The 22,802-nt window shown below is 71.4% G+C and carries 20 protein-coding genes; 9 read left to right on the top strand and 11 right to left on the bottom strand.

Features of this window, described 5'->3' with window-relative positions; translation table 11 throughout:
* Positions 1–10 precede the first annotated feature (10 nt).
* A complete protein-coding gene (locus H4J02_RS13365) occupies positions 11–1,366 on the top strand; it encodes an MFS transporter (RefSeq protein ID WP_187675027.1) in 1,356 nt (451 codons plus the stop codon).
* 355 nt (positions 1,367–1,721) lie between these two features.
* Here H4J02_RS13365 and H4J02_RS13360 read toward each other — a convergent pair whose 3' ends face one another.
* Both H4J02_RS13360 and H4J02_RS13355 read right to left on the bottom strand, forming a co-directional pair.
* Positions 1,722–2,306: a DUF1992 domain-containing protein gene (locus H4J02_RS13360; protein WP_187675026.1), complete on the bottom strand. Its 585-nt coding sequence runs from the start codon at positions 2,304–2,306 to the stop codon at positions 1,722–1,724.
* Positions 2,307–2,509: 203 nt separating this feature from the next.
* Positions 2,510–3,829, bottom strand: coding sequence for an MFS transporter (locus H4J02_RS13355; RefSeq protein ID WP_187675025.1), 1,320 nt, complete (start codon positions 3,827–3,829; stop codon positions 2,510–2,512).
* Between the two features lie 72 nt (positions 3,830–3,901).
* Here H4J02_RS13355 and H4J02_RS13350 point away from each other — a divergent pair, with 72 nt between their 5' ends.
* The 8 genes from H4J02_RS13350 to H4J02_RS13315 all read left to right on the top strand — a co-directional run bounded on the left by H4J02_RS13350 (position 3,902) and on the right by H4J02_RS13315 (position 11,524).
* Positions 3,902–4,762 (top strand): alpha/beta hydrolase, encoded by an 861-nt coding sequence (locus tag H4J02_RS13350; protein ID WP_187675024.1) that lies wholly within the window; start codon positions 3,902–3,904, stop codon positions 4,760–4,762.
* A gap of 139 nt (positions 4,763–4,901) precedes the next feature.
* A complete protein-coding gene (locus H4J02_RS13345) occupies positions 4,902–6,452 on the top strand; it encodes a glycoside hydrolase family 6 protein (protein ID WP_187675023.1) in 1,551 nt (516 codons plus the stop codon).
* Between the two features lie 106 nt (positions 6,453–6,558).
* A complete protein-coding gene (locus tag H4J02_RS13340; RefSeq protein WP_187675022.1) occupies positions 6,559–7,608 on the top strand; it encodes a biotin/lipoate A/B protein ligase family protein in 1,050 nt (349 codons plus the stop codon).
* Positions 7,587–8,672 (top strand): iron ABC transporter permease, encoded by a 1,086-nt coding sequence (locus tag H4J02_RS13335; protein ID WP_187675021.1) that lies wholly within the window; start codon positions 7,587–7,589, stop codon positions 8,670–8,672. Before H4J02_RS13340 ends, H4J02_RS13335 begins: the two co-directional genes overlap by 22 nt.
* Positions 8,669–9,433, top strand: a complete 765-nt coding sequence (locus H4J02_RS13330) for a heme ABC transporter ATP-binding protein (RefSeq protein WP_187675020.1) — start codon at positions 8,669–8,671, stop codon at positions 9,431–9,433. The genes H4J02_RS13335 and H4J02_RS13330 overlap by 4 nt, the downstream gene beginning before the upstream one ends.
* 5 nt (positions 9,434–9,438) lie before the next feature.
* Positions 9,439–10,191 carry an SGNH/GDSL hydrolase family protein gene (locus H4J02_RS13325; RefSeq protein WP_397420164.1) on the top strand — a complete coding sequence of 251 codons (753 nt, stop codon included), beginning with the start codon at positions 9,439–9,441 and terminating at the stop codon, positions 10,189–10,191.
* A 13-nt stretch (positions 10,192–10,204) separates the two neighbouring features.
* The gene (locus H4J02_RS13320; RefSeq protein ID WP_187675018.1) at positions 10,205–10,492 is read left to right on the top strand and encodes a hypothetical protein; all 288 of its coding nucleotides are present in this window, start codon (positions 10,205–10,207) and stop codon (positions 10,490–10,492) included.
* A 9-nt stretch (positions 10,493–10,501) separates the two neighbouring features.
* Entirely contained in the window at positions 10,502–11,524 is a 1,023-nt protein-coding gene (locus H4J02_RS13315) for a hypothetical protein (protein ID WP_187675017.1), read from the top strand.
* A 37-nt stretch (positions 11,525–11,561) separates the two neighbouring features.
* Here the strand turns inward: H4J02_RS13315 and H4J02_RS13310 are convergent, their stop codons facing one another.
* The 9 genes from H4J02_RS13310 to H4J02_RS13270 all read right to left on the bottom strand — a co-directional run bounded on the left by H4J02_RS13310 (position 11,562) and on the right by H4J02_RS13270 (position 22,697).
* Positions 11,562–11,846: a GNAT family N-acetyltransferase gene (locus tag H4J02_RS13310; RefSeq protein ID WP_187675016.1), complete on the bottom strand. Its 285-nt coding sequence runs from the start codon at positions 11,844–11,846 to the stop codon at positions 11,562–11,564.
* Positions 11,847–11,863: 17 nt separating this feature from the next.
* Positions 11,864–12,880, bottom strand: a complete 1,017-nt coding sequence (locus H4J02_RS13305) for a LacI family DNA-binding transcriptional regulator (protein ID WP_187675015.1) — start codon at positions 12,878–12,880, stop codon at positions 11,864–11,866.
* 36 nt (positions 12,881–12,916) lie between these two features.
* A complete protein-coding gene (locus tag H4J02_RS13300) occupies positions 12,917–14,338 on the bottom strand; it encodes a GH1 family beta-glucosidase (protein WP_187675014.1) in 1,422 nt (473 codons plus the stop codon).
* The gene (locus H4J02_RS13295) at positions 14,338–15,240 is read right to left on the bottom strand and encodes a carbohydrate ABC transporter permease (RefSeq protein ID WP_187675013.1); all 903 of its coding nucleotides are present in this window, start codon (positions 15,238–15,240) and stop codon (positions 14,338–14,340) included. Before H4J02_RS13295 ends, H4J02_RS13300 begins: the two co-directional genes overlap by 1 nt.
* Positions 15,237–16,235, bottom strand: a complete 999-nt coding sequence (locus H4J02_RS13290; protein WP_187675012.1) for a carbohydrate ABC transporter permease — start codon at positions 16,233–16,235, stop codon at positions 15,237–15,239. Before H4J02_RS13290 ends, H4J02_RS13295 begins: the two co-directional genes overlap by 4 nt.
* Before the next feature lie 83 nt (positions 16,236–16,318).
* A complete protein-coding gene (locus H4J02_RS13285; protein ID WP_262406130.1) occupies positions 16,319–17,617 on the bottom strand; it encodes an ABC transporter substrate-binding protein in 1,299 nt (432 codons plus the stop codon).
* Positions 17,618–17,903: 286 nt separating this feature from the next.
* The gene (locus tag H4J02_RS13280; RefSeq protein ID WP_187675010.1) at positions 17,904–19,313 is read right to left on the bottom strand and encodes an FAD-dependent oxidoreductase; all 1,410 of its coding nucleotides are present in this window, start codon (positions 19,311–19,313) and stop codon (positions 17,904–17,906) included.
* Positions 19,314–19,425: 112 nt separating this feature from the next.
* Positions 19,426–21,045 carry a phosphoglucomutase (alpha-D-glucose-1,6-bisphosphate-dependent) gene (gene pgm, locus H4J02_RS13275; protein WP_187675009.1) on the bottom strand — a complete coding sequence of 540 codons (1,620 nt, stop codon included), beginning with the start codon at positions 21,043–21,045 and terminating at the stop codon, positions 19,426–19,428.
* Positions 21,046–21,083: 38 nt separating this feature from the next.
* Entirely contained in the window at positions 21,084–22,697 is a 1,614-nt protein-coding gene (locus H4J02_RS13270) for an FAD-dependent oxidoreductase (protein ID WP_187675008.1), read from the bottom strand.
* Positions 22,698–22,802: the final 105 nt, after the last annotated feature.

Raw genomic sequence — 22,802 nt, 5'->3', positions numbered from 1 at the left:
TGGGTCGGCTATGACCTCGCCCGACGCCCAGGACCCGACCGAGGCGATCGAGCTGCCGCGTCGCCGACGCTTCGTCGACCTGAGCCCGCTGCGCGAGCATCCGGCGTTCGCGCGCCTGTTCATCGGCACCTCGGTGTCGGGCATCGGCTTCTGGGTGACGTCGGTCGCGGTGGGCCTCTTCATCTACGACATCACGGGCGACACCTTCGCCGTCGCCCTCGTCGGCGGCATCTCGCTCGTGCCGATGATCATCGCCGGCGTCTGGGGAGGGATGCTCGCCGACGCGTTCGACAGGCGGCTCGTGCTGATCGTGTCGAGCGTCGTCGCGTGGCTCGCCATCATCGGCATCGTCGTGCTCGCGGCCGTCGACGAGCTGGCCGGCGGGCGGCCTCCCGTGTGGCCGCTCTACGTGCTCACGACGCTCAACGCTGCCGCCTCCACCATCTCGAACGCGACGCGCAGCTCGGTGACCCCGCGCATCGTGCCGGAGCACATGGTGGCGCGCGCGAACGCGCTCAACGGCATCACCTTCGGCCTGCAGCTCACGATCGGCCCCGCGCTCGCCGGCGTGCTCGTCGCGACGGTCGGCTTCCCGCTGACCTTCGCGGTCGACGCCGTGCTCTTCACGGCCGGCTTCCTCGGGGTGCTCGGGCTGCCGAAGCTCCCGCCGCTCGGCGAGACCGTGCGGCCCGGCTGGGAGTCGCTCAAGGACGGCGTGCGGTTCCTGCGCACGGCGCCCAACATCCGCATGAGCTTCCTCGTCGACATCGTCGCCATGAGCCTCGGCCGCCCGTACGTGCTGCTGCCGGCGATCGGCGCATCCGTGCTCGGCGGAGGTTCGGTGACCGTCGGCGTGCTGACGGCGGCGACCGCGGTCGGCACCTTCCTCACGGGGCTCTTCAGCGGGCCCGTCGCGCACGTGCACCGCTACGGTGTCGCGATCGGCCGGGCGATCATGGTGTTCGGGGCGTTCACGGCGCTCTTCGGCGTCGTCATCGCGGTGGCGGCGACCGGATGGTTCGGTCCGGTCGGCGAGGAGTGGGACCAGGTGAACCTGCCGCTGCTCCTGCTCGCGGCGGTCGCGCTCGCCGGCACGGGCGCATCCGACGAGGTGAGCGCCATCTTCCGCTCGACGATGCTGCTGACCGCGGCTCCGGATGAGATGCGCGGGCGGCTGCAGGGCATCTTCATCGTCGTCGTCACCGGCGGGCCCCGCGTCGGCGACATGATCGCGGGCACCCTCGCCGTCATCGCCCTGTGGGTGCCGCCCGTCGCGGGCGGCCTCGCGATCGTCGTCATCATCGCGCTGCTGCTGCGGATGCAGAGCACCTTCCGCCACTACGACGCGCGGAACCCGCGGCCGTAGGGGGCGCTGGGCTCGTGGCCGTAGCGGTCTCTGCCCAGCGGCCGCGCCCCCGCTTCGCGGGGCCGCGACTGTGCCTCTCGGTCGCCTGGCGGCCGCAGCGCGCCCGTTACCGCTGGTTGAGTGCCGCGCGCCGTGCCCGGAGGGCGCGACGCACGGCGTATCGAAACGGACGGGCGGGTGACTCGCGGGGGCTGTGCTGCCCGCTGGTGGCTGCCGCGGGTGATGCGTTCGTCGGGTCTCGATACGCGCGTGGTCGCGCTTCGCGCGGCCGCGCGCACTCGATCAGCGGTATAGCGGCGCGAATGGTCGCGCTTCGCGCGGCCGCGCGCACTCGACCAGCGGTAAGGCGTGCGCGCTAGCGACGCCGGCGGATGCGCCGCCGTCGGCGTGGGGACGCGGGTTCCGGCTCGGGGGTGGGCGGCGCCAGACGGGCCGCGCGGCGCTCCGCCCACGCCGCGAGCTCGGCATCGACGTCGCGCGGCTGCGTGATGACGGGTGGGCCGCCGAGCAGTTGACGGCGGGCCTCGAGCACGCGGCCGTTGAAGTCCTCGAGGGCGGCGCGCACGTCGTCGGCGCGCGTGAGCTCGTCGAGGCGGGCGTCGAGCTCGGCGTCCTCCGTGCGCAGGGTCAAAGCCGCGGGCCCGAGGCCCCGCAACTGCTCGCGCTCGATCTTGCGCCGCATCCACCAGTCCGGGTCGTGCGGGCGGTCGCCGCCGATGCCGGGCAGCGGCTTGCCCGCGCCGGGCAGGTTCTCGAAGTCGCCGCGGCGCATGGCCTGCTGCACGGCGATCTCCGCTGCCAGGGCGCGGTCGGCATCCGTCACCTGCCGCTGCTGCTCCGGCTCGTCCTCGACCTCCTCGCCGAGCTCCTCCCGGCGGAACCTGTCGAGCCGGTAGCGCAGCGCGGCGCGGATCGCGTCGCCGTCGCTCGTCTCGGCCATGCGTCCACGCTACGTCGGGCCTCGCCGCGCCGCAGGGGGTTGCGCGGCATCTCGATCGAGCCTCAGAGATGCAGGCGAAGCCGGTGGCGGATGGGCGCCCGACCCGAGACCTCGGGCGGGTTCCTGCCGATCTCCTGCATTTCTCCAGCCGCGCCACGAGACGTCAGCGCGGATGGCGCGCCACGAGCGGCGCGCCACGAACCTCAGCGCTGCGTCTCGACCTCGACGATCGCGATCTCCTGCGTCGCGGTGTCGCGGTCGGCGGGCGTCGCCGACGAGAGGCGCAGCGGCCAGCGGCCGTCGCGCGTCCACCGCACCCGCACCTCGCGCGTGCGCACGTAGAACACCGCCGCGATGGCCGCGGCGACGAGCCCGGATGCGGCCCCCGCGACGATCGCCCACCGCGGCCCCGCGGCATCCGCGATGGCGCCGATGAGGGGAGCCCCGAGCGGGGTGCCGCCCATGAAGATCGCGAGGTAGAGCGCCATGACGCGACCGCGCATCGACGGCGCGGTCGTCGTCTGCACGTAGGCGTTGGCGGTGTTCATCATCGAGAGCCCCGTGAAGCCCACGATGACGAGCAGCACGGCGAAGCTCACGGGTCCGGGCGCGACGGCGGCCGCGCCGAGCGAGAGGCCGAAGCCGAGGCTCGCGAGCGTGACGGTGCGCAGGCGCGGGCGCTCGCGGCGCGCGGCGATGAGCGCCCCCGCGACGGAGCCGATCGCGAGAGCCGAGGAGAGCCATCCGAACTCCTCGGGTCCCTCGCCGAACTCGACCTTCGCCATCGTCGAGGTGTAGATCGGGAAGTTGTAGCCGAGGGTGCCGGTGAGGAACACCATCGCGAAGACGAGCTGGATGTCGGGCCGCCGCCGCACGTAGCGGAAGCCCGCGCGCATCTGGCCTTTGCCGCGGGCCCGACGCGTGAACGCTGTGAACTCGCGGGGGCGCAGAGCCCACAGTGACCCGAGCACCGCGAGGAAGCTCGCCGCGTTGATGAGGAACACCCACCCCGACCCGACGGCCGCGACGAGCATGCCCGCGACGGCCGGCCCGATGAGGCGGGCCGCGTTGAAGGATGCCGCGTTGAGCGCGACGGCGTTGGCGAGCGTGCGGTCGTCGACGAGCTCGCCGACGAAGGCCTGCCGCGTGGGCGCGTCGAACGCCGCAGCGACGCCGAGTCCGAGCGCGAAGGCGAACACCATCCACAGCTCGACGACCTCGAAGAGCGTCAGCAGGCCGAGCCCGACGCCGAGCAGCAGCATCGCCGCCTGCGTCGCGGCGAGCACATGCCGGCGGTCGAAGCGGTCGGCGACCCATCCGGTCACGGGCAGCAGCACGAGCTGCGGGCCGAACTGCAGCGCCATGACGACGCCGACCGCGATCGCGTCGTCGTCGGTGAGCTCGGCGAGCACGAGCCAGTCCTGGGCGATGCGCTGCATCCACGTGCCGACGTTCGAGACGAGCGCGCCCGCGAACCAGATGCGGTAGTTCCGGGTCGCGAAGGATCGGAACATCTGGCTCATCGCATCCATCATCCTCCTGTCACCCGGATGCGTCCTGGACGCCCTACGCTCGGATGCGGCGAGGAGGCCCGAATGAGCGACGTGACCCGTGACGCGCGGACTTTCGTCGACGCCGATGGCGTGACGATCCACTACTACGTGTGGGAGGCGCAGACGCCCCGCGCCGTCGTGCAGCTGCTGCACGGCGTGGGGGAGTACGCGACGCGCTACGAGCGATTCGCGCAGGCGCTCGCGGCCGCCGGCTACACCGTCTACGCGCAGGACCACCGCGGCCATGGCCAGACGGGTCTCGGCCAGTGGGGCGACGACCGCGCGAAGCTCGGCCGCCTCGGCCCGGGCGGGGTGCGTGCGGCGCTCGCGGCGATCGAGCAGCTCACGGGCATCATCCACGGCGAGCACCCGCGCGTGCCCGTCGTGCTGTTCGGCCACAGCCTCGGCTCACTCTTCGCGCAGAAGCTCGTGGATGCGGATGCCGCGCGCTACGACGCGGTCGTGCTCTCGGCCACCGCCTACCGCACCCTCACCGACATGAACGGCGGCGACCTCAACGCGCGGCACAAGCACCTCGGCACGACGGGCGCGGAGTGGCTCTCGCGCGACCCGGAGGTCGCGAAGGCGTTCGCAGCCGACCCGCTCACCTTCGACGCGACCGTGCTCAAGCTCTTCGGCCTGCCCGACACGCTGCGCCTGCTCGGCACGCCCACGCGGCTCAACCGCGACATCCCGATGCTCATCATGATCGGCGAGGAGGACTCGCTCGGCGGCCCGAAGAGCGTCGCGAAGCTCGCGGCGGCGTACGAGAAGCGCGGCGGTCTCTCGGATGTGACGGTCACGATCTACCCCGGCGGCCGTCACGAGATGCTCAACGAGACGAACCAGGCCGAGGTGCGCGCGGATGTCGTGGCCTGGCTCGACGGGCACGTCGCGCGCTGACCGCTCGTCCGGCTGACCGCTCGTCGCACGGGCTCTTGACCTCGCGCCCGCGCGGGAGAAGGATGACGGCACGAGCGCATTGTGGGAGCGCTCCCACGATGCGCCTCCGCCATCCCTCACCCCCCTTCGGAGGAGAAACATGCACGCCTCAACGACGAGGCGAGCGATCGGCGCGGCCGTAGCCGCCGCCGGGCTCGTCCTCACCCTCGTCCCCGCGACCGCGGCATCCGCCGACCTCGCATCGGACACGACCTTCTACGTCGACCCCCTCAGCACGACCGCGCAGGCGGCCGCGGGCCTGAGCGGCCAGGCACGCGCCGACGCGCAGCTGCTCGCCTCGTTCCCCTCGGGCTCGTGGTTCACGAAGGGCACCCCCGCCGAGGTGCACGCGGCCGTCGACGCGCTGCTCGACCGCTCGAGCGCGGCGGGCGAGGTGCCGGTCGTGGTCGTCTACAACCTTCCGTTCCGCGACTGCGCGCAGTACTCGGCAGGCGGCGCGACGAGCACGGCCGAGTACGTCGCGTGGATCGACGCCGTCGCGGATGCGATCGGCGACCGCGAGGCCGTCGTGATCGTCGAGCCCGACGGTCTCGGCATCATCCCCTGGTACACGACCATCAACGGCGAGCTCGAGTGGTGCCGGCCGGCCGAGGCCGACCCCGCGACCGCGGCATCCGAGCGCTTCGCGCAGCTGAACCACGCGGTCGACGTGCTCACGGCGCTGCCGGGCACCTCGGTGTACCTCGACGGCACGCACAGCGGGTGGCTCGGCGTCGGCGACATCTCCGACCGCCTCATCAAGGCCGGCGTCGCGGAGGCCGACGGCTTCTACCTCAACGCCTCGAACTACATCGAGACCGAGCGCCTGCTGAAGTACGGCACCTGGATCTCCGACTGCATCCACCTCGACCAGAACAGCTGGTGGCAGCGCGAGTGGTGCGGCAGCCAGTACTACCCCGCGAACCCCGACGACTTCTCGACGTGGGGGCTCACGGATGCCGCCTACGATCAGGCGTTCGCCGACACGGGCCTCGCGCGCGACCCCGAGAGCCAGGCGCACTTCGTGATCGACACGAGTCGCAACGGGCAGGGACCGTGGACGGCGCCCGCGGGAAAGTACAGCGACGCGGAGGTGTGGTGCAACCCGCCCGGACGCGGCCTCGGCATCCCGCCGACGACCGACACGGGCTCGGCCCTCGCCGACGCGTTCCTGTGGATCAAGGTGCCGGGCGAGTCCGACGGACGCTGCTTCCGCGGCACGGGCGGGCCGACCGACCCCGAACGCGGGATCGTCGACCCCGAGGCGGGCCAGTGGTTCGTCGAGCAGGCGGCCGAGCTCATCGCCCTCGCCGAGCCGCCCGTCGCGCGCCCCACGTGCGATGTCGAGTACATCGTGCACGGCACGTGGCCCGGCGGCTTCAACGTGCAGATCTGGCTGAAGAACACGGGCACCAAGCCGATCAGCGGATGGGACCTCGCGTGGACGCTCCCCGCGGGCCAGTCGGTCGCGAACGGCTGGAGCGCGGCGTGGGCCGTCGAGGAGGGCCGCCAGCACGCACGCAGCCTCGACTGGAACAAGGTCATCAAGCCGGGCCAGCGCACGACGATCGGGTTCATCGGCGCGACGTCGTCGGGTGCGGCAGAGCCCCTGCTGTTCACCGTGAACGGGAGGGGCTGCACGAGCAGCTGACCGACCGGCCGCCGGGGGGCCTGGACGGGTACGTCCCCCGGCGGCTTCCGGCCGGCATCCGATGCTCTAGTTAGGCGCACCTAACCCCCACGCCTAAGCTAGACGGGTGCATGGCGAGTTCAAGGTGCCGGGCGGCAAGCTCGTCGTGGTCGATCTCGACGTCGCCGACGGACGCCTCGCGAACGTGCGGCTCTCGGGCGACTTCTTCCTCGAACCCGACGACGCCCTCCCGCTCATCGATGCGGCGCTCACCGGGCTCCCGGCGGATGCGGACGGCAAGACGATCTCGGCGGCCGTGCAGGCCGCGCTCCCCGAGGGCGCCGTGCTGCTCGGCTTCTCGCCCGACGCGATCGCGACGGCCGTGCGCCGCGCGGTCAACCGCGCCACCACGTGGGCCGACTACGAGTGGGAGCTCGTGCATCCGGGTCCCCTCGCGCCCGTCACACACCTCGCGCTCGACCAGGTGCTCGCCGAGGAGGTCGGCGCCGGTCGCCGGAAGCCCACGCTGCGCATCTGGGAGTGGAACGAACCCGCCGTCGTCATCGGCAGCTTCCAGTCGGTCAAGAACGAGGTCGACCCCGAGAACGCGGCGAAGTACGGCATCCCGGTCGTGCGCCGCATCTCGGGCGGCGGCGCGATGTTCATGGAGGCGGGCTCCATCATCACCTACTCGCTCTACGCGCCCGTCGAGCTCGTGCAGGGCATGAGCTTCGCCGACAGCTACGCCTACCTCGACGACTGGGTGCTCGTGGCGCTGCGCTCGCTCGGCATCGACGCCACCTACCAGCCGCTCAACGACATCGCGAGCCCCTCGGGCAAGATCGGCGGCGCCGCCCAGAAGCGGCTCGCCGACGGCGCCGTGCTGCACCACGTGACGATGTCGTACGACATCGACGCCGACAAGATGGTGCAGGTGCTGCGCATCGGCCGCGAGAAGCTCAGCGACAAGGGCACGAAGTCGGCGCAGAAGCGCGTCGACCCGCTCCGCAGCCAGACGGGCCTGCCCCGCGAGGCCATCATCGAGCGGATGATCGAGACGTTCCGCTCGCTGCACGGCCTCCACGCGGGCGAGATCACCCCGGACGAGTACGCGCGCGCCGAGCAGCTCGTGGCGGAGAAGTTCGCGACCGAGGAATGGCTGTACCGGGTCCCGTGAACGCGACGCCTCAGCTCGGCCGGCGCCGCACGATCGTCGGGATCTCGCTCGCCGTGCTGCTCGTCGCATCCATCCTGCTCTCGGCGGTCGTCGGACAGTTCGGCGTGACCGTGCAGGAGGTCGTGCTCTCGGTGCTGCGGCACTCGTGGATCCCGAACCCGTGGTTCGCGAACCCGTGGCCCGAGATCGACGAGACGGCGGATGCGGCGCTCTGGGTCATCCGGTTCCCGCGCATCGTCATGGCCATGGCGGTCGGGGCGGCGCTCGCCGTCGCGGGTGCCGTCATGCAGGCCGTGTTCGGCAACCCGCTCGCGGAGCCCGGCGTCGTCGGCGTCTCCTCGGGCGCCGCGCTCGGCGCCGCGTTCGCGATCGTCACGGGCCTGCTCGCGTTCGGTGAGTGGACCATCGCCGTGCTCGCCTTCGCGGGCGGCCTCGGCGCGACGCTGCTCGTCTACGGCGTCTCGCGCGCCAACGGGCGCACCGAGGTCGTGACGCTCCTGCTCACGGGTATCGCCGTCAACGCGTTCGGCGGCGCGGGCCTCGCGTTCCTGCTCTTCATCGGCGGCGACTCGAGCCGCGAGCAGATCGTGTTCTGGCAGCTCGGATCGCTCTCGGGGTCGCTCTGGCGCGAGTCGCTGCTCGTGCTCATCGTCGCGGCGCTCGGAACCGTCATCGCGATCGCGCTCGGGCGCCGCTACGACATCCTGTCGCTCGGCGAGCGCAACGCGCGTCACCTCGGCATCGACGTCGAGCGCCTGCGCCTCTGGTCAATCCTGCTCGTCGCCCTGCTCACGGGCGTCGGCGTCGCATTCGTCGGCATCATCTCGTTCGTGGGTCTCGTCGTGCCGCACCTCATGCGCATGATCCTCGAGCCGTCGCACCGCGCGCTCCTCACGGCGAGCGCGTTCGGCGGCGCGCTCCTGCTCGTGCTCTCCGACCTGCTCGCGCGCACGGCCGTCACGGGCGCCGAGCTGCCGATCGGCCTGCTCACCTCGCTCGTCGGCGGACCCTTCTTCTTCATCCTGCTGTGGCGTCAGCGCCGCGCCTCGGGCGGCTGGGCATGATCCGCGCGGAGCAGGTCACGGTCGAGCTCGGCGGGCGCCGCGTCGTCGACTCCGTCGATCTCGAGGTGCCGAGCGGCGAGCTGCTCGCCCTCGTGGGGCCGAACGGCGCCGGCAAGTCGACCCTCCTGTCGGTGCTCGCAGGCGAGCGGCGTCCGGATGCGGGCCGCGTGCTGCTCGGCGACCGCGCGATCCAGCACATCGAGCCGCTCGAGCTCGCGCGCCTGCGCGCCGTGCTCACGCAGGACAACGCCGTGAGCTTCCCGTTCCGGGTCGCCGAGGTCGTCGAGATGGGCCGCAGCCCGTGGATGCGCACCCCGGCCCGCGAGCTCGACGACCAGGCGATCGAGGCGGCCCTCGAGCGCGCCGACGTCGAGCACCTCGTCGGCCGCCGCTTCACCGAGCTGTCGGGCGGCGAGCGCGCGCGGGTCTCGCTCGCGCGCGTGCTCGCGCAGGAGACCGAGGTCGTGCTGCTCGACGAGCCGACGGCCGCGCTCGACCTGCGCCACCAGGAGGACGTGCTCCGAATCGCACGCAGCCTCGCCGCCGAGGGCCGCACGGTCATCGTCGTGCTCCACGACCTCTCGCTCGCGGGGGCCTACGCCGACCGCGTCGCCCTCCTCGAGCAGGGACGGATGCGCGCCCTCGGCCGCCCCGTTGACGTGCTCACCGAGGCCCTCGTCTCGGAGGTCTACGGCCTCGACGTCGAGGTGCTCGTGCGCGACGGCCGCCCGCTCGTCATCCCGCGGCGGGGCGCGCTGTGAGCGGCATCCGCTTCGTCGCCATCGGCGACTCGTTCACGGAGGGCGTCGGCGACGAGCTGCCCGACGGCCGCGTGCGCGGCTGGGCCGACCTCGTCGCGGAGGGGTGGGCGCGCTCGCTCGGCGAGCCCATCGACTACGCGAACCTCGCCATCCGCGGTAAGCTCATCGGCCCGATCATCGAGCAGCAGCTCGAGCCGGCGCTCGCGCTGAAGCCCACGCACCTCTCCTTCAACGGCGGCGGCAACGACATCCTGCGCCCGCGCGCCGATGTCGCACGCATCGTGGGCCTCTTCGACCACGTGCTGCGCCGCTGCGACGAGGAGGGCGTGACGCTCGTGCTGCTGTCGGGCGCGAACCCGACGGGGCAGCTGCCGATGGGCGCGGTCATGCGCAAGCGCGGCGACCTCATGTCGCACATCGTCGAAGCGCGCATCGCCGACCGCCCCGACGTCATCCGCGCGTTCAACTGGTTCGACGAGGAGCTCGCGACCCCCTCGTACTGGTCGGAGGACCGACTGCACATGAACCCGCGCGGGCACCACCGCGTCGCGGCGCGCGTGCTCGAGGCGGTCGGGGCGACGGCGCCCGAGGGCTGGTGGTCGCTCCCCGAGCTGCCGGATGCCGTGCGCCTCCGGGGCATGGGCTACTACCGCGAGCACGTGGGGCCGTGGGTGCGCCGCCGCCTCACGGGCACCTCGTCGGGCGACGGGCGCGAGCCGAAGTTCGGCGGCGGCTGGACGACCGTCCAGCCCGCGTGACTACCCTGAGCGGATGCCGTCCTGGTTCTGGCTGATCCTCGGCGCCGTATTCGTCGCGGTGATCGCCGTCGCGCAGTGGCGCGGGTGGATCGAGCTGCGCGGCACGAACCAGGGCCGCGGTTCGGGCAACGGCGCGCTCGGCTTCGCCGACGAGGTCTTCCACCCGACGAAGCACGAGGCGCAGAAGATCGCCGCGGCCGAGACGGAGTTGCCGGCGCCCGCGCCGACCCCGGGCGACGGGCCGCTCGATCTCGACTCGGGGCACGTGCGCATCGAACTGGATGACGAGCGCGACGGATAGCGTGGTGCGGTGACCGAGACCGACCCGTCCGTGCCCGCTGCCGCTGCCGCATCAGCCACCCCGGCATCCGCCACCCCCGCATCGGCCACGCCGGCATCCGAGCCCTGGCCGGACCCGGCACCGCCGGCCGTGCGGCCGCGACCCGCGTGGGGCGGCGCCCTCGCGAGCCTCGGCATCGGCGTGGCCGCGGGTCTCCTCGCGCTGCTGCCGTGGCTTCTGACGGGTGCGCGGCTGCCGCTGCAGAACCTCTGGGCGTTCGAGACGACGCCCGACCGGATGCCGGTCGCCTGGCTGCCGCTCAGCCAGTACTCCGTGACCTACCTGCTCGGCATCCTCGTCGTCGGCGGCGCGATCGCGGGCATCGCGGCGCGCGCCCTGCGCCGCCGCCTGCCGAACGCGGCGCCCTTCTCGATCGCCGCGGGCCCGCTCTTCGTGCAGATCGTGGCGGCGGCGCAGTCGGTCGACGTGCTGCGCAGGGGACTGCGGGACGGGGGAGAGACCGCCTTCTACCTCGCCGCGTGCATCGCCGTCGTCGTGCTCGGCATCGCGGGCGGGCTGCTCGTGTTCGGCCTCGTCGCGCGCGGGCGGGTGCCGGCAGCCGTCATCGCGCTCACCCTGGCGGCGATCGCGACCGGATGGTGGATCTCGGGCGCGCTCGTGTCGCTCGGCCCGCTGTCGCCCATGCCGTACGCCCTCGCGCCCCTCGTCACGTGGACGCCGCCCGTGCTCGTCGGTGCGGCCATCGCGTGGGGAGCGGGCCGGAGCGTCGGCCGCATCGTCGCGACCGTCGCGAGCCTCGTGATGCTCTGGGTGATCCCGGCGATCGCGACGGCCGTGCAGGCGGGAGTGGGATCCCGTGCGCTGCTGCGCAGCCCCGGCGACCTGCTCGACTACATCGCGCAGGTGTTCCGGTCGGCCGTCACGATGCCGCAGCTCGTGCTGCCGCCGCTCGTCGTCGCGATCGCGGTCGCGGCCGTCGGGATCGGCGTGCGGTGGGCCGTCGCGCGCCGGGCGGTCGCGCGCCGGCGGTGATCTCGAGACGCGTCGCGCTGGGCGCGGCGCTCCTCGATCACCGGGTGAGCAGCGGCTGGTACTCGGGGTGGCGCTCGATGTAGTCCGCGATGAAGGGGCACTGCGCGACGACGCGCGTGCCCTCTTCGGCGGCCACGGCATCCAGCGCGCCCTTCGCGAGCGCTGAGCCCAGGCCGCGCTCCTGGATCTCGGGATCGACCTCGGTGTGCGTGAAGGTGATCACTCCCGGCTCGCGCCGGTAGATGGCCTTGCCGATCTGCTCGCCGTCTCGCTCAAGCACGAAGCGGCTGCGTTCCGGGATGTCGACGACCTGGTCTGCCATGCCCCGACGCTAGCCGCTCATTCGCTCCCGCGCTCGATGATGCGCGTCGGCATCATGGTGATCTGCGACACGGTGCCGCCGTCGATGAGGTGCAGCAGCACGTCGACCATGCGGCGGCCCTGCTCGACGGTCGGCTGCTCGACGGTCGTGAGCGGTGGGCTCGACGACTGCGCGGCGTAGTCGTTGTCGAAGGTCACGAGCCCGAGGTCGTGCGGCACGGCCTTGCCGTGGCTGCGCAGCACGTTGAGGGCGCCCTGCGCCATGAGCGAGCTCGCCGCGAAGACGCCGTCGATGCTCTCGTCACGCGCGAGGAGGCGCCGCATGGCGGCCTCACCGCCGGCCGGGCTGAAGTCGCCGTGCTCCACGAGGTCGGTCGGGATGCCGGCGGCGTCGAGCGCCTGCGTCCAGCCCTCGAGGCGGTCGAGTCCGGCGGACATGTCGGCGGGGCCCGCGATCGTCGCGATGCGACGACGGCCCTTCTCGATGAGCTTGCGCGTGACGTTGCGGGCCGCCTCGACGTTGTCGACGTCGATGTAGTACGCCCTCGACCCCTCCTGGCTCATGGGCCGCCCGCCGAACACGACGGGGATCGACCGCGCGAGCTCGGTGTAGGAGCGGTCGTCGGAGTGGTGCGACAGGATGAGCGCCCCGTCGACGTTGCCGGCCTGCAGGTAGCGGCGCGTCTTCTCGCCGTCCTTCTCGGCGGCGATCACGAGGCTCAGCGTGTAGTCGGTGTCGGAGAGGTACATCGCGATGCCCTGCACGACCGTCGCGAAGTACGGGTCGGCGAAGAACCGCGCGGTGTTCTCGGGGATCACGAGGGCGATCGACTGCGTGCGACGGCTCGCGAGGATGCGCGCGGCGCGGTTCGGCACGTAGCCGAGCTCGTCGATCGCCTTCTTGACCGCCGCGAGCGCCTCGGGGGTCACCTTCGGCGAGTCGTTGATGACGCGCGACACCGTCGACCGGGAGACGCCCGCCGCCTTGGCGACCTGCTCGAGCGTGGGAGCGCTACCTGGCGATTCCGGGGTCATCGGGGTGTCCTCCTGGCCGACATCGGCCCGTACATCCTATGAGGCGAGCGTACGCGCGGAGGCGGCCGCCGCGGCGAACGCGTGGCCGGAGTCCTTCACGATGCGCTCCTGCGTGACGTAGTCGACGTAGACGATGCCGAACCGCTTGTCGTAGCCCCAGGCCCACTCGAAGTTGTCCATGAGCGACCACGCGAAGTAGCCGCGCACATCCGCCCCCTCGTCGATCGCCTGCGCGACGGCCTCGAGGTGGCGCTCGAGGAAGTCGACGCGCTGCGCGTCGTGCACGTGGCCGTCGGGGTCGACGACGTCGTCCCACGCGGAGCCGTTCTCGGTGATGTAGAGGGGCGGGAGTGCGGGGTACTCCCGCCCCAGGCGCACCAGCAGGTGACGGAGACCATCCGGGTTGATCTCCCAACCCATCGCGGTGCGGGGGAGACCGCGAGTGGGGCTCGTGAGGAACTCGGAGCCGACGAACCACGACGAGGTCTTCTTCGTGGTCGGCGAGAGCCCCTTCGGGTGGTCCGCGGGGAGCGGATGCCCGGAGACGTTGTCGTCGTGGTAGTGGTTCACCCCGAGGAAGTCGATCTCCTGGTGGATCGTCTCGAGGTCGCCGTCGCGCACGAGCTCGTCGAAGCGGTGCGCGCGCACGTCCTCGAGGAAGTCCTCCGGGTACGCGCCGAGGAGGATCGGCTCGAGGTAGGCGCGGTTCCACAGCGCGTCGAGGCGTCGCGCCGCATCGATGTCGACGGGATCGCTCGGGTCGTTCGGGATGGCGTTCGTGAGGTTGAGCGTGATGCCGAGCTTCTCGGCGCCCCGGGCGCGCAGCTCCTGCACGGCGAGGCCGTGCGCGAGGTGCTGATGGTGCAGTGCGGCGAGGCCCGCGCGCGGCTCCTGGCGTCCGGGGGCGTGCTCGCCGCCCGCGTAGGCGATGAGCGACGAGCACAGCGGCTCGTTGAACGTCGTCCAGTGGTCCACGCGGTCGCCGAGGGCGTCGTGCACCGCGATCGCGTAGTCGAGGAAGCGCTGCGAGGTGTCGCGGTTCGCCCAGCCGCCGGTCTCCTCGACCGCCTGAGGGAGGTCCCAGTGGTAGAGCGTGAGCCAGGGCAGGATGCCGTTGTCGAGCAGCTCGTCGACGAGGCGGCTGTAGAAGTCGAGGCCCTTCGGGTTGACGGGTCCATCGGCCGGCTTGACGCGCGCCCAGCTCACCGAGAAGCGGTAGCTGTCGAGGCCGAGGCTCTTCATGAGCTGCACGTCCTGCGGCATCCGGTGGTAGTGGTCGACCGACACCTCGAGGTCGTCGCCGCCCGCGATGTTGCCGGGCGTGCGGGCGAAGTGGTCCCAGATCGAGTCGAGCTTGCCGTCCTCGTGGGCGGCGCCCTCGACCTGCGCGGCGGCGGTGGCGGCGCCCCAGATGAACCCGACGGGCCACTCGAACCCGTCGGGGAGCTCCAGCGCCATCAGCCCTTCACCGCCCCGGACATGATGCCCGCGATGAGCTGCTTGCCCGCGAAGAGGAACAGGATGAGCAGCGGGACGATCGAGATGATCGCACCCGCGAGCACCATCGAGTAGTCGGGTGTGTGGCCGCCCGAGGCGTTGAGGGCGGCGAGCGCCGTCTGCACCGAGGGGTTCTTCGGCCCGAGCACGAGCAGCGGCCACAGGAAGTCGGTCCAGGCGGCCATGAACATGAAGAGGCCGAGCACCGCCATCGCGGGTCGCGCCGCCGGGATGGCCACGTGCCAGAAGGTGCCCCACATCGAGGCGCCGTCCATGCGGGCGGCCTCGATGAGCTCGTCGGGGATCGTGTCGACGAGGTACTGGCGCATGAAGAACACGCCGAACGCCGACACGAGGCCGGGGATGATGACGGCCCACAGCGAGTTCGCGAGCTTGAGCTCCGACACGAGCATGAAGAGCGGGATGATGCCGAGCTGGGTCGGGATCGCCATCGTCGCGATGACGGTCACCATGAGCGGGTTGCGGCCGCGGAACTTGAGCTTGGCGAACGCGAAGCCGGCGAGCGTCGAGAAGAAGACGACGGCGACCGCGATCGCGCCCGAGATGATGAGGCTGTTGAGCAGCGCCTTCGCGAAGTCGACCGTCGCGAACGCCTTCAGCACGTTCTCGATGAAGTTCGGCCCGGGGATCACGACGGGCGGCACGGCGTTGATGTCGGACGCCTGGCGGCTCGCCATGACGAACGACCACCACAGCGGGAAGACGGCCGCGATGAAGAAGACGACGAGCAGCGCGTAGCTCAGCCAGCCGGGTCGGTCGTAGAAGCGCGCCTTGCGGCGGCGCTCCTCGCGGCCGAGGGGACGGGTCGGCGCGACCGGGGGGCGGGTGATGGTCGAGGTCATCGGCGGACTCCGTTCGCGGTGAGCGCGGCGCGCTTGGGGGTGCGCACGCGCGAGATGTCCTGGGAGGCGATCGTGCGCGAGATGGCGTAGTTGATCAGACCGATGAGGACGATGATGAGGAAGAGGATCCAGGCGGTCGCGGCGGCGCGGCCGAAGTCGCGGCGCGGGAACGCCATCTCGTAGAGGTAGAGCACGATCGTCTGGAACTGGCGGTTCGCGCCGCCGTTCGACTGGCCGTCGAAGAGCTTGGGCTCGGTGAAGATCTGCAGGCCGCCGATCGTGGCGGTGATGATGACGAAGATCATCGTGGGGCGGATCATCGGGATCGTGATCGACCAGAAGCGGCGGATGCGGCCGGCGCCGTCGAGCGCGGCCGACTCGTACATGTCACGCGGGATGGCCTGCATCGCGGCGAGCAGGATGAGCGCGTTGTAGCCCGTCCAGCGCCAGTTGACCATCGTCGCGATCGCGATGTGCGCGGGGAAGGGGTCGTAGCCCCAGCGGATCGGCTCGAGCCCCATGAGCTCGGTGAGGCCCGTGATGGGTCCGCCGAACTGGTTGAAGACCTGGGTGAAGATGACCGCCACCGCGACGGGGGCGGCGATGTAGGGCAGCAGCACGCTCATCCGCCAGAAGGTGCTGGCGCGGATGGCCTGGTCGAGCACGGCGGCGATGATCGTCGCCATGACGAGCTGCGGCACCGCGGAGAGCAGGAAGATGCTGATGGTGTTGCCGAAGGCGTTCCAGAAGAACGGGTCCTGCAGGGTCGTCAGGTAGTTCTCGAAGCCGATGAAGTCGCCCTGGCCCTTGAGCAGGTCCCAGTCGTACAGCGAGACGTTGACGGTGTAGATGATCGGGAAGGCGCCGAGGAGCGCGAACAGGATGAAGAACGGTGCGACGTACAGGTACGGCGAGAACTTGTAGTCGAAGTTCGAGAGCTTCTGGCGGAACGTCAACTGGGTGCCGGTCCGCCGACCTGCCGTGACTGCGCTCATCGTGGTGCCTATCTGATCCGGGTGGTGCGGTGACGAAGGGGGTGAGCGGTCCCCGGCGGAGGCGCCGGGGACCGCTCGAGGTGTTACTGCTTGACGAGCTGGTCGAGGAGCTCCATGGCGGCGGCCCAAGCGGCGTCACCCGTGGTGATCTCGCCCTGGCCGACCTTGTCGAAGACCGGACCGAACACGTTGTCCTGGATGTTCGAGTCCTCCGGGCCCTTGACCTGGGCGATGACGCCCTGGGCGCGGTTCGAGAAGATCTCACCGACGGGGGCGTCGTTGAAGAACTCGGAGACCGAGTCCTTCACGAGGTCCTGGCCCGCGAGCGTGCTCGGGAACGGACCGGCGGCCTCGAACGCAGCGGCCTGCTGCTCGGGGGCGGCGAGCCACAGCGCGAGCTTGGCGGCCTCCTCCTTGTGCTCGGACGACTCGGAGACGCCGAGGAAGGCGCCACCCCAGTTGGCCGCACCGCCCGGGAGGACGTCGGCGAAGTCCCAGCCGGTGCCGGTCGTGCCGGCGTCGTAGTAGCCGCTCACGACACCGAGCATCCACGACGGGCAGACGTAGACCGCGAACTCGTCGTTCTTGGCCTGGTCGGCGACCCCCCAGCCGGGGAGGCCGGCGCCGATGTTGGCGTTCGCGACGATGAGGTCCATCTGGCCCTTGAGGGCGGCGTTGTCCTTGATGTTGAGGGTCTCGCCGTCCTTCTTGTAGTAGCCCTCCTCCTGCTGGTTCACGAACGAGTTCCAGAAGAATGAGGGGTTGTGGTAGAACGGCTTGCCGCTCGCGGCCGTGTACTGCTGGCCGAACTCGAAGAACGACTCCCACGTGGCGTCCTCGCCGCCGATGGCCTCGGCGAAGCCCTCGCGGTCGCCCGGCAGGCCAGCCGCCTCGAAGAGGTCGCCGCGGAAGCAGAGGCCCTGCGGGCCGATGTCGAGGCCGGCGCCGAACACGCGGCCGTCGGCATCCGTGCCCTGGGCGTACTTCCAGTCGAGCCAGTCGCTCTTGTTGTCCTCGATGCCGTAGTCGCGGAGGTCGACGAACGCGGTCGACACCTCGGCGATCGTGGAGAGCCAGCCCTCCTCGATCGCGACGACGTCGCTGAGGCCCGTGCCGGCCGCGATCTTTGCGTAAGCGTCGTCGCGCGCCGCGCCACCGTTCTCGAGGTTGGTCGCCTCGATGACGATGTTCGGGTTCTCCTCCATGTACTTCTCGTAGTTGACGTCGATGCCCATGGTGCCGAACGTCGTGATGGTCAGCGTGATCTTCTCGTCGCCGTTGCCGCCGTTGCCGCCGTCCGTCGAGCACCCGGAGAGAACCAGGGCGAGGGAGGCGGTACCGGCGATCGCAGCGACAGTGGCGGTGCGTCGTGAGAGCTTCACGGTCACTCCTTTGTGTGCGTGGATGGGGACGATCTCGGTGGGAGCGCTCTCACGAAGCGCTGTGGGAGCGCTCTCACGAAATCGGACGCAACGATACGCAGGCCTCGGAACGCGTGTCAACACGGAAAATGGCAACGAATCGGCAACGACGCGAAATCCCTGGTCAGGAGCGGATGTCAGCGAGCGCGGCGGCCGAAGGGAGCGCTCCCACGGGGCATCGGGCGACAGGCCTGTCGACCCCCGAAAACGGGCGTGCGGGGTTGTCCTGCACGCCCGCCCGGAGAGGTCAGCCGACGGTCGCCGCGGCCGCCGTCCGGCCCGCGACGCGACCGTAGACGACGCAGTTGATCCAGGAGTTGCCGGTGCCGACATAGCGGTCGCCGAGCGTGCCGCCCGTGCACTCGCCGGCCGCGAGCAGGCCCTCCACCGGGCCGCTCGCGCCGAGCACTCGCGCATCCCGGTCGACGGCCGGACCGACGGAGGTGAGGCACACGGTGGCGAGCCGCATGTGGGCCGCGTAGAACGGTCCCGTCTGGATCGGCCGCAGGAACTCCGTCCGCTTGCCGAAGTCCGCGTCGTCGCCCGAGCTCACGAGGGCGTTGTAGCGGGCCACGGACCCGGCGAGGGTGTCGGCGGGGAGGCCGACCGCGCGCGCGAGCTCCTCGAGGGTGTCGGCCCGCGCGACCCGTCCGGCGGCCACCTGCGCGTCGATGATGTCGCTGTCCCAGTTGGGGCTCGGCCGGCCGGGAAGCGACGGGATCTGCAGGCGGTAGGCGGCGGGCCCGCCTGGCACGGCCGCGGTCTTCGCGGCGTCGTCGAAGACGACCCACGCCTCGTCGCCCTGCTCGCGCACGAGCCCGTCCATGAGGCCGTAGGGAAGCGACTCGTCGCAGAACCGCAGCCCTCGCGAGTTGACGAGCACCATCCAGCCGGGCAGGTAGCCCTCGAAGGCCGCCGTCGTGAAGCCCGGGGTCGTCATCACGACGCCCCGACCGTGTCCGATGATCGGCACCCCGATCCGCTCGACGAGCTCGAGGGCGTCGCCCTGCGCCCCCTCGGCTCCGATGTACCAGAGCCAGTCGCCCGCCTTGCGGGTCGCCGGGATGAGCTCGCGCACGAGGTCGGGGTTGGCGCCGAACCCGCCGGTGGCGAGCACGACCTGCCGTGCGCGCACCGTCTCCTCCGGGGTCTCGACGCCGACGACGCGCTCGCCGTCGGAGGCGAGGGATGTGACCCGGCGTCCGCAGCGGATCTCGATGCCCCGCTCGGCGACGCGCTCGAGAAGCGGCTCGATGACACCGGCGCCGCGGCCGACGGCCGAGTGCGTGCGCGGCACGCCGTCGTAGCCCGCGTCGGAGAGGAAGTCGTAGAACTCGACGCCCATGCTCTCGAGCCACGCGATCGAGGATGCCGACTCGTCGGCGATGCGGCGGGCGGCTCCCGGCAGCACCTTCCACTGCGTGTGCATGAGGTAGTCGTGGTAGAACGCGTCGGCCGTGTCGTCGATGCCGTGGCGGCGCTGCAGCGGGGTGCCCGCGGCCAGCATCATGCCGCCCGAGATGCGCGACGACCCGCCGGGCTCCTCCTGTGACTCGAGCACGAGCACGCGGGCTCCTGCATCGTGCGCTTCGAGCGCTGCGCAGAGACCGGCGGCCCCGCTTCCGACGACGACGACATCCCACTCGGGTCCGGCCATGGGCTCCTCCGCGATTCGCTCACATAGCGAACATCGTTGTTCGCTATTAGCCGCTATTCACCCACACCTCGGTGGCCGAGGTCAAGGCTCCTCGCCGCCGCCGCCGCCGAGCTCAGGCGAGGGCGGCATCCACGATGCGCTTCGCCTCCGCCTGCACGAGGGCCAGATGCTCGGGCCCGCGGAACGACTCGGCGTAGATCTTGTAGACGTTCTCGGTGCCCGAGGGGCGCGCCGCGAACCACGCGTGCTCGCTCTCCACCTTCACGCCGCCGATCGCCGCGCCGTTGCCCGGAGCGTGCGAGAGCCTCGCCGTGATGGGGTCGCCCGCGAGCTCCGTCGCCGTGATGTCGTCGCCCGAGAGCTTGCCGAGGCGCGCCTTCTGCTCGGGCGTCGCGGCGGCGTCGACGCGCGCGTACGCCGGGTCGCCGAACTGCTCCGTGAGCTCGCGGTAGAGCTCGCTCGGGCTCTTGCCCGTGACGGCGCGGATCTCGGCCGCGAGGAGCGCGAGGATGATGCCGTCCTTGTCGGTCGTCCACGCCTTCCCGTCGAGGGTCAGGAAGCTCGCGCCCGCCGACTCCTCGCCGCCGAAGCCGACCGAGCCGTCGACGAGCCCCGGCACGAACCACTTGAACCCGACCGGCACCTCCCACAGCCGCCGGCCGAGCGACGCCGCGACGCGGTCGATCATCGAGCTCGAGACGAGCGTCTTGCCGATGGCGGCATCCGGGCGCCAGCCGGGGCGGTGGGTGTAGAGGTACTGGATCGCGACCGCGAGGTAGTGGTTGGGGTTCATGAGCCCGCCGTCGGGCGTCACGATGCCGTGCCGGTCGGCATCGGCGTCGTTGCCCGTGAGGATCGCGAAGTCGGCCGCGCGCGCCACGACCGACGCCATCGCCGAGGGCGACGACGGGTCCATGCGGATCTTCTCGTCCCAGTCGAGCGTCATGAACGACCACGTCGGGTCGACGGCCGGGTTCACGACCTCGAGGTCGAGCCCGTAGCGCTCCGCGATGAGCGCCCAGTAGCCGACGCTCGCGCCGCCGAGCGGGTCGGCGCCGAGCTTGAGGCCCGAGGATGCGATGGCCTCCATGTCGAGCACGTTCGCGAGGTCGTCGACGTACGCCCCGCGGAAGTCGTAGGTGTCGACCGCCGACGGCTCCGCGAAGCGCACCTCGCGGTTGCCGCCCTCGATGATCTCGTTGGCGCGGTTCGCGATCCAGCCCGTCGCATCCGAGTCGGCCGGGCCGCCGTGCGGCGGGTTGTACTTGAAGCCGCCGTCGCGCGGCGGGTTGTGGCTCGGCGTGATGACGATGCCGTCGGCCTGCGGGCCGCCCTCGTGCTCGGCGTTGTACCGGATGATGGCGCGGCTGAGCGCGGGCGTCGGCACGAAGTCGTCGAACTCGTCGGCGAGGGCGTGCACCCCGTTCGCCTCGAGCACGCCGAGCGCCGTCGTCTGGGCGGGGGCGGAGAGGCCGTGCGTGTCCGCCCCGACGAAGAGGGGGCCCGTGATGCCCTGCGAGGCGCGGTACTCGACGATCGCCTGCGTGATCGCGGCGATGTGCGTCTCGGTGAAGGCGCCGTCGAGGCTCGATCCGCGGTGCCCGCTCGTGCCGAACACGACCCGCTGCGCCGCATCCGACATGTCGGGGGTGCGCTGGTAGTACGCATCGACGAGCTCGTGCACGTCGATGAGGTCGGACGGCTGGGCGGGGGTACCGGCTCGCGAGGTCATGGGACCATCCTGCACCGGTACCCCCGACCCGGGGAGGGTCAGATGCGCGAGAGGACGCGCTTCGCCGCCAGGTACCCCTCGGTCACGATCGGCCCGAGGGTCGCGCCCGCCCCGGGGTAGCCCTGACCCGTCGCCGACGCGGCGCAGTTGCCGACCGCGTAGAGGCCGGGGATGGTCGAGCCGTCGGGGCGCAGCACCTCGCGGTGCGGCGTCGTGCGCGGCCCGCCCTTGGTGTCGAGGGTGCCGAGCGCGAGGACGGATGCGTAGAGACGGCCGCTCGTGTCGAGGCGCCGCATGAGCGGGTTGGGGCCGTCGCCGTCGCCGAAGCGGCTCGAGACGTAGCGTTCGAACGGCGTGTCGCCGCGGCCGAAGTCGGTGTCGGACCCGGCGTCGGCGAGCTCGCCGTAGCGCTCGATCGTCGCCCGCAGGTTCTCGACGAAATCGGCGTCGAGTCGAGCGTTGCCCGTGCGGGGGCCGAGCTCGGAGAGCTTGGCGTCGATGGCCTCGGCGAGCTCCTCGAGGCTGTCGCCCGAGACGACCCAGTAGGGGTCGGCTCCGGGGGCCGGCACGGGGTTCCCGAAGCGGTCGATGCCCCAGCGGTCGGCGACCTGCTGGTCCCAGATCGCGATGAGCGGCATGTTCGGGTAGCGCAGCTCGACGGGGTCCCAGTTCGACATGACCCGACCGTGCTCGTTGTACGGCGCCTTCTCGTTGACGACGCGACGGCCGGCGCGGTTGACCTCGATCATCCCGTCGCCGAGCACGTAGAAGCTCGACATGAACGTGTCGGGCTCGCGCTCCATGCGCTCGGTGTTGATCGCGACGGTCCAGGCTTCCGAGAGGTCACCGAGCTCCACGCCGAGCTGCATGCCGATGCGGAGGAAGTCGCCGGTGTTGGTGGGGGCCGCGCAGCCGCCCATGAACGGGCCGTTGAGGAACTGCACGCGGTATTCGGGGTTGTGGGTGAACCCGCCGCTCGCGAAGATCACGCCCGCGCGCGCGCCGAGGCGCACGTCGCCTGCGGGCGTGCGCACCTCGAGGCCGATCACCGCGCCGTCCTCGTCGAGCACGACATCCGCGACCTCGTGCTCGAGGCGAATGACGGCCCCGTGCTTCTCGGCGCCCGCAGCGAGGCGGTCGACGAGCACCTGCCCGCCGTCGGCCGCGCCGAGGGTCTTGGCCTCGTACAGCGTGCGGCCGACCGGGTGGACGTTCTCGGGCCGATGGCCCTGGTAGTCGGAGATGCCGAACGGCGACGGCGCGAGCCACATGGCGCCGACGCGCTCGAGCTCATCCTGCGCGGTCGCGGCATTCTCGCAGAACGCGTGGAGCATGTCGTACTCCCACTCCGGGAGCCCGAACCGCGGCGCCTCAGGGTCGTACAGCGCGGGGCGTCCGATGCGCGCGAGGAAGCGGATGACGTCCTCGGCACGGTCGTCGATCCCGGCCTCGCGCATGAACCGGTTGCCCGGGATCCAGAGAGCGGCCGCCGACTTCCGGGTCGTGCCGCCGATCCGCGCAGCCTTCTCGAGCACGACGACGGATGCGCCGCCCTCCGCCGCGATGGCGGCGGCGCTCAGACCCCCTGCTCCAGTGCCCACGACGAGCACGTCGAACGTCTCGTCGAAATCGGGAAGGCCGGGTTCTGACATCGGAGCTCCTTTGCGTCCTGCGGTCATCTTGCGAATGTGGTCATTTTGCGAACATCCGCGTTCACATATTGACGAGTGTGGTGAGGGTGGGTCATGCTGTCAAGG

It is taken from the genome of Protaetiibacter sp. SSC-01 (genome assembly GCF_014483895.1).
GTDB lineage: Bacteria > Actinomycetota > Actinomycetes > Actinomycetales > Microbacteriaceae > Homoserinibacter.
Note: the sequence above shows the minus strand (reverse complement) of the source record. Positions and strands in the feature narration are given on the sequence as shown.

Coding starts and splice junctions, on each gene's coding strand:
- H4J02_RS13330 (WP_187675020.1), top strand. CDS start 8,669: ATGATCCGCGCGGAGCAGGTCACGGTCGAGCTCGGCGGGCGCCGCGTC.
- H4J02_RS13360 (WP_187675026.1), bottom strand. CDS start 2,306: ATGGCCGAGACGAGCGACGGCGACGCGATCCGCGCCGCGCTGCGCTAC.
- H4J02_RS13280 (WP_187675010.1), bottom strand. CDS start 19,313: ATGGCCGGACCCGAGTGGGATGTCGTCGTCGTCGGAAGCGGGGCCGCC.
- H4J02_RS13320 (WP_187675018.1), top strand. CDS start 10,205: ATGCCGTCCTGGTTCTGGCTGATCCTCGGCGCCGTATTCGTCGCGGTG.
- H4J02_RS13270 (WP_187675008.1), bottom strand. CDS start 22,697: ATGTCAGAACCCGGCCTTCCCGATTTCGACGAGACGTTCGACGTGCTC.
- H4J02_RS13300 (WP_187675014.1), bottom strand. CDS start 14,338: ATGGCGCTGGAGCTCCCCGACGGGTTCGAGTGGCCCGTCGGGTTCATC.
- H4J02_RS13355 (WP_187675025.1), bottom strand. CDS start 3,829: ATGAGCCAGATGTTCCGATCCTTCGCGACCCGGAACTACCGCATCTGG.
- H4J02_RS13310 (WP_187675016.1), bottom strand. CDS start 11,846: ATGGCAGACCAGGTCGTCGACATCCCGGAACGCAGCCGCTTCGTGCTT.
- H4J02_RS13335 (WP_187675021.1), top strand. CDS start 7,587: ATGGCTGTACCGGGTCCCGTGAACGCGACGCCTCAGCTCGGCCGGCGC.
- H4J02_RS13305 (WP_187675015.1), bottom strand. CDS start 12,880: ATGACCCCGGAATCGCCAGGTAGCGCTCCCACGCTCGAGCAGGTCGCC.
- H4J02_RS13295 (WP_187675013.1), bottom strand. CDS start 15,240: ATGACCTCGACCATCACCCGCCCCCCGGTCGCGCCGACCCGTCCCCTC.
- H4J02_RS13290 (WP_187675012.1), bottom strand. CDS start 16,235: ATGAGCGCAGTCACGGCAGGTCGGCGGACCGGCACCCAGTTGACGTTC.
- H4J02_RS13365 (WP_187675027.1), top strand. CDS start 11: ATGACCTCGCCCGACGCCCAGGACCCGACCGAGGCGATCGAGCTGCCG.
- H4J02_RS13345 (WP_187675023.1), top strand. CDS start 4,902: ATGCACGCCTCAACGACGAGGCGAGCGATCGGCGCGGCCGTAGCCGCC.
- H4J02_RS13350 (WP_187675024.1), top strand. CDS start 3,902: ATGAGCGACGTGACCCGTGACGCGCGGACTTTCGTCGACGCCGATGGC.
- pgm (WP_187675009.1), bottom strand. CDS start 21,045: ATGACCTCGCGAGCCGGTACCCCCGCCCAGCCGTCCGACCTCATCGAC.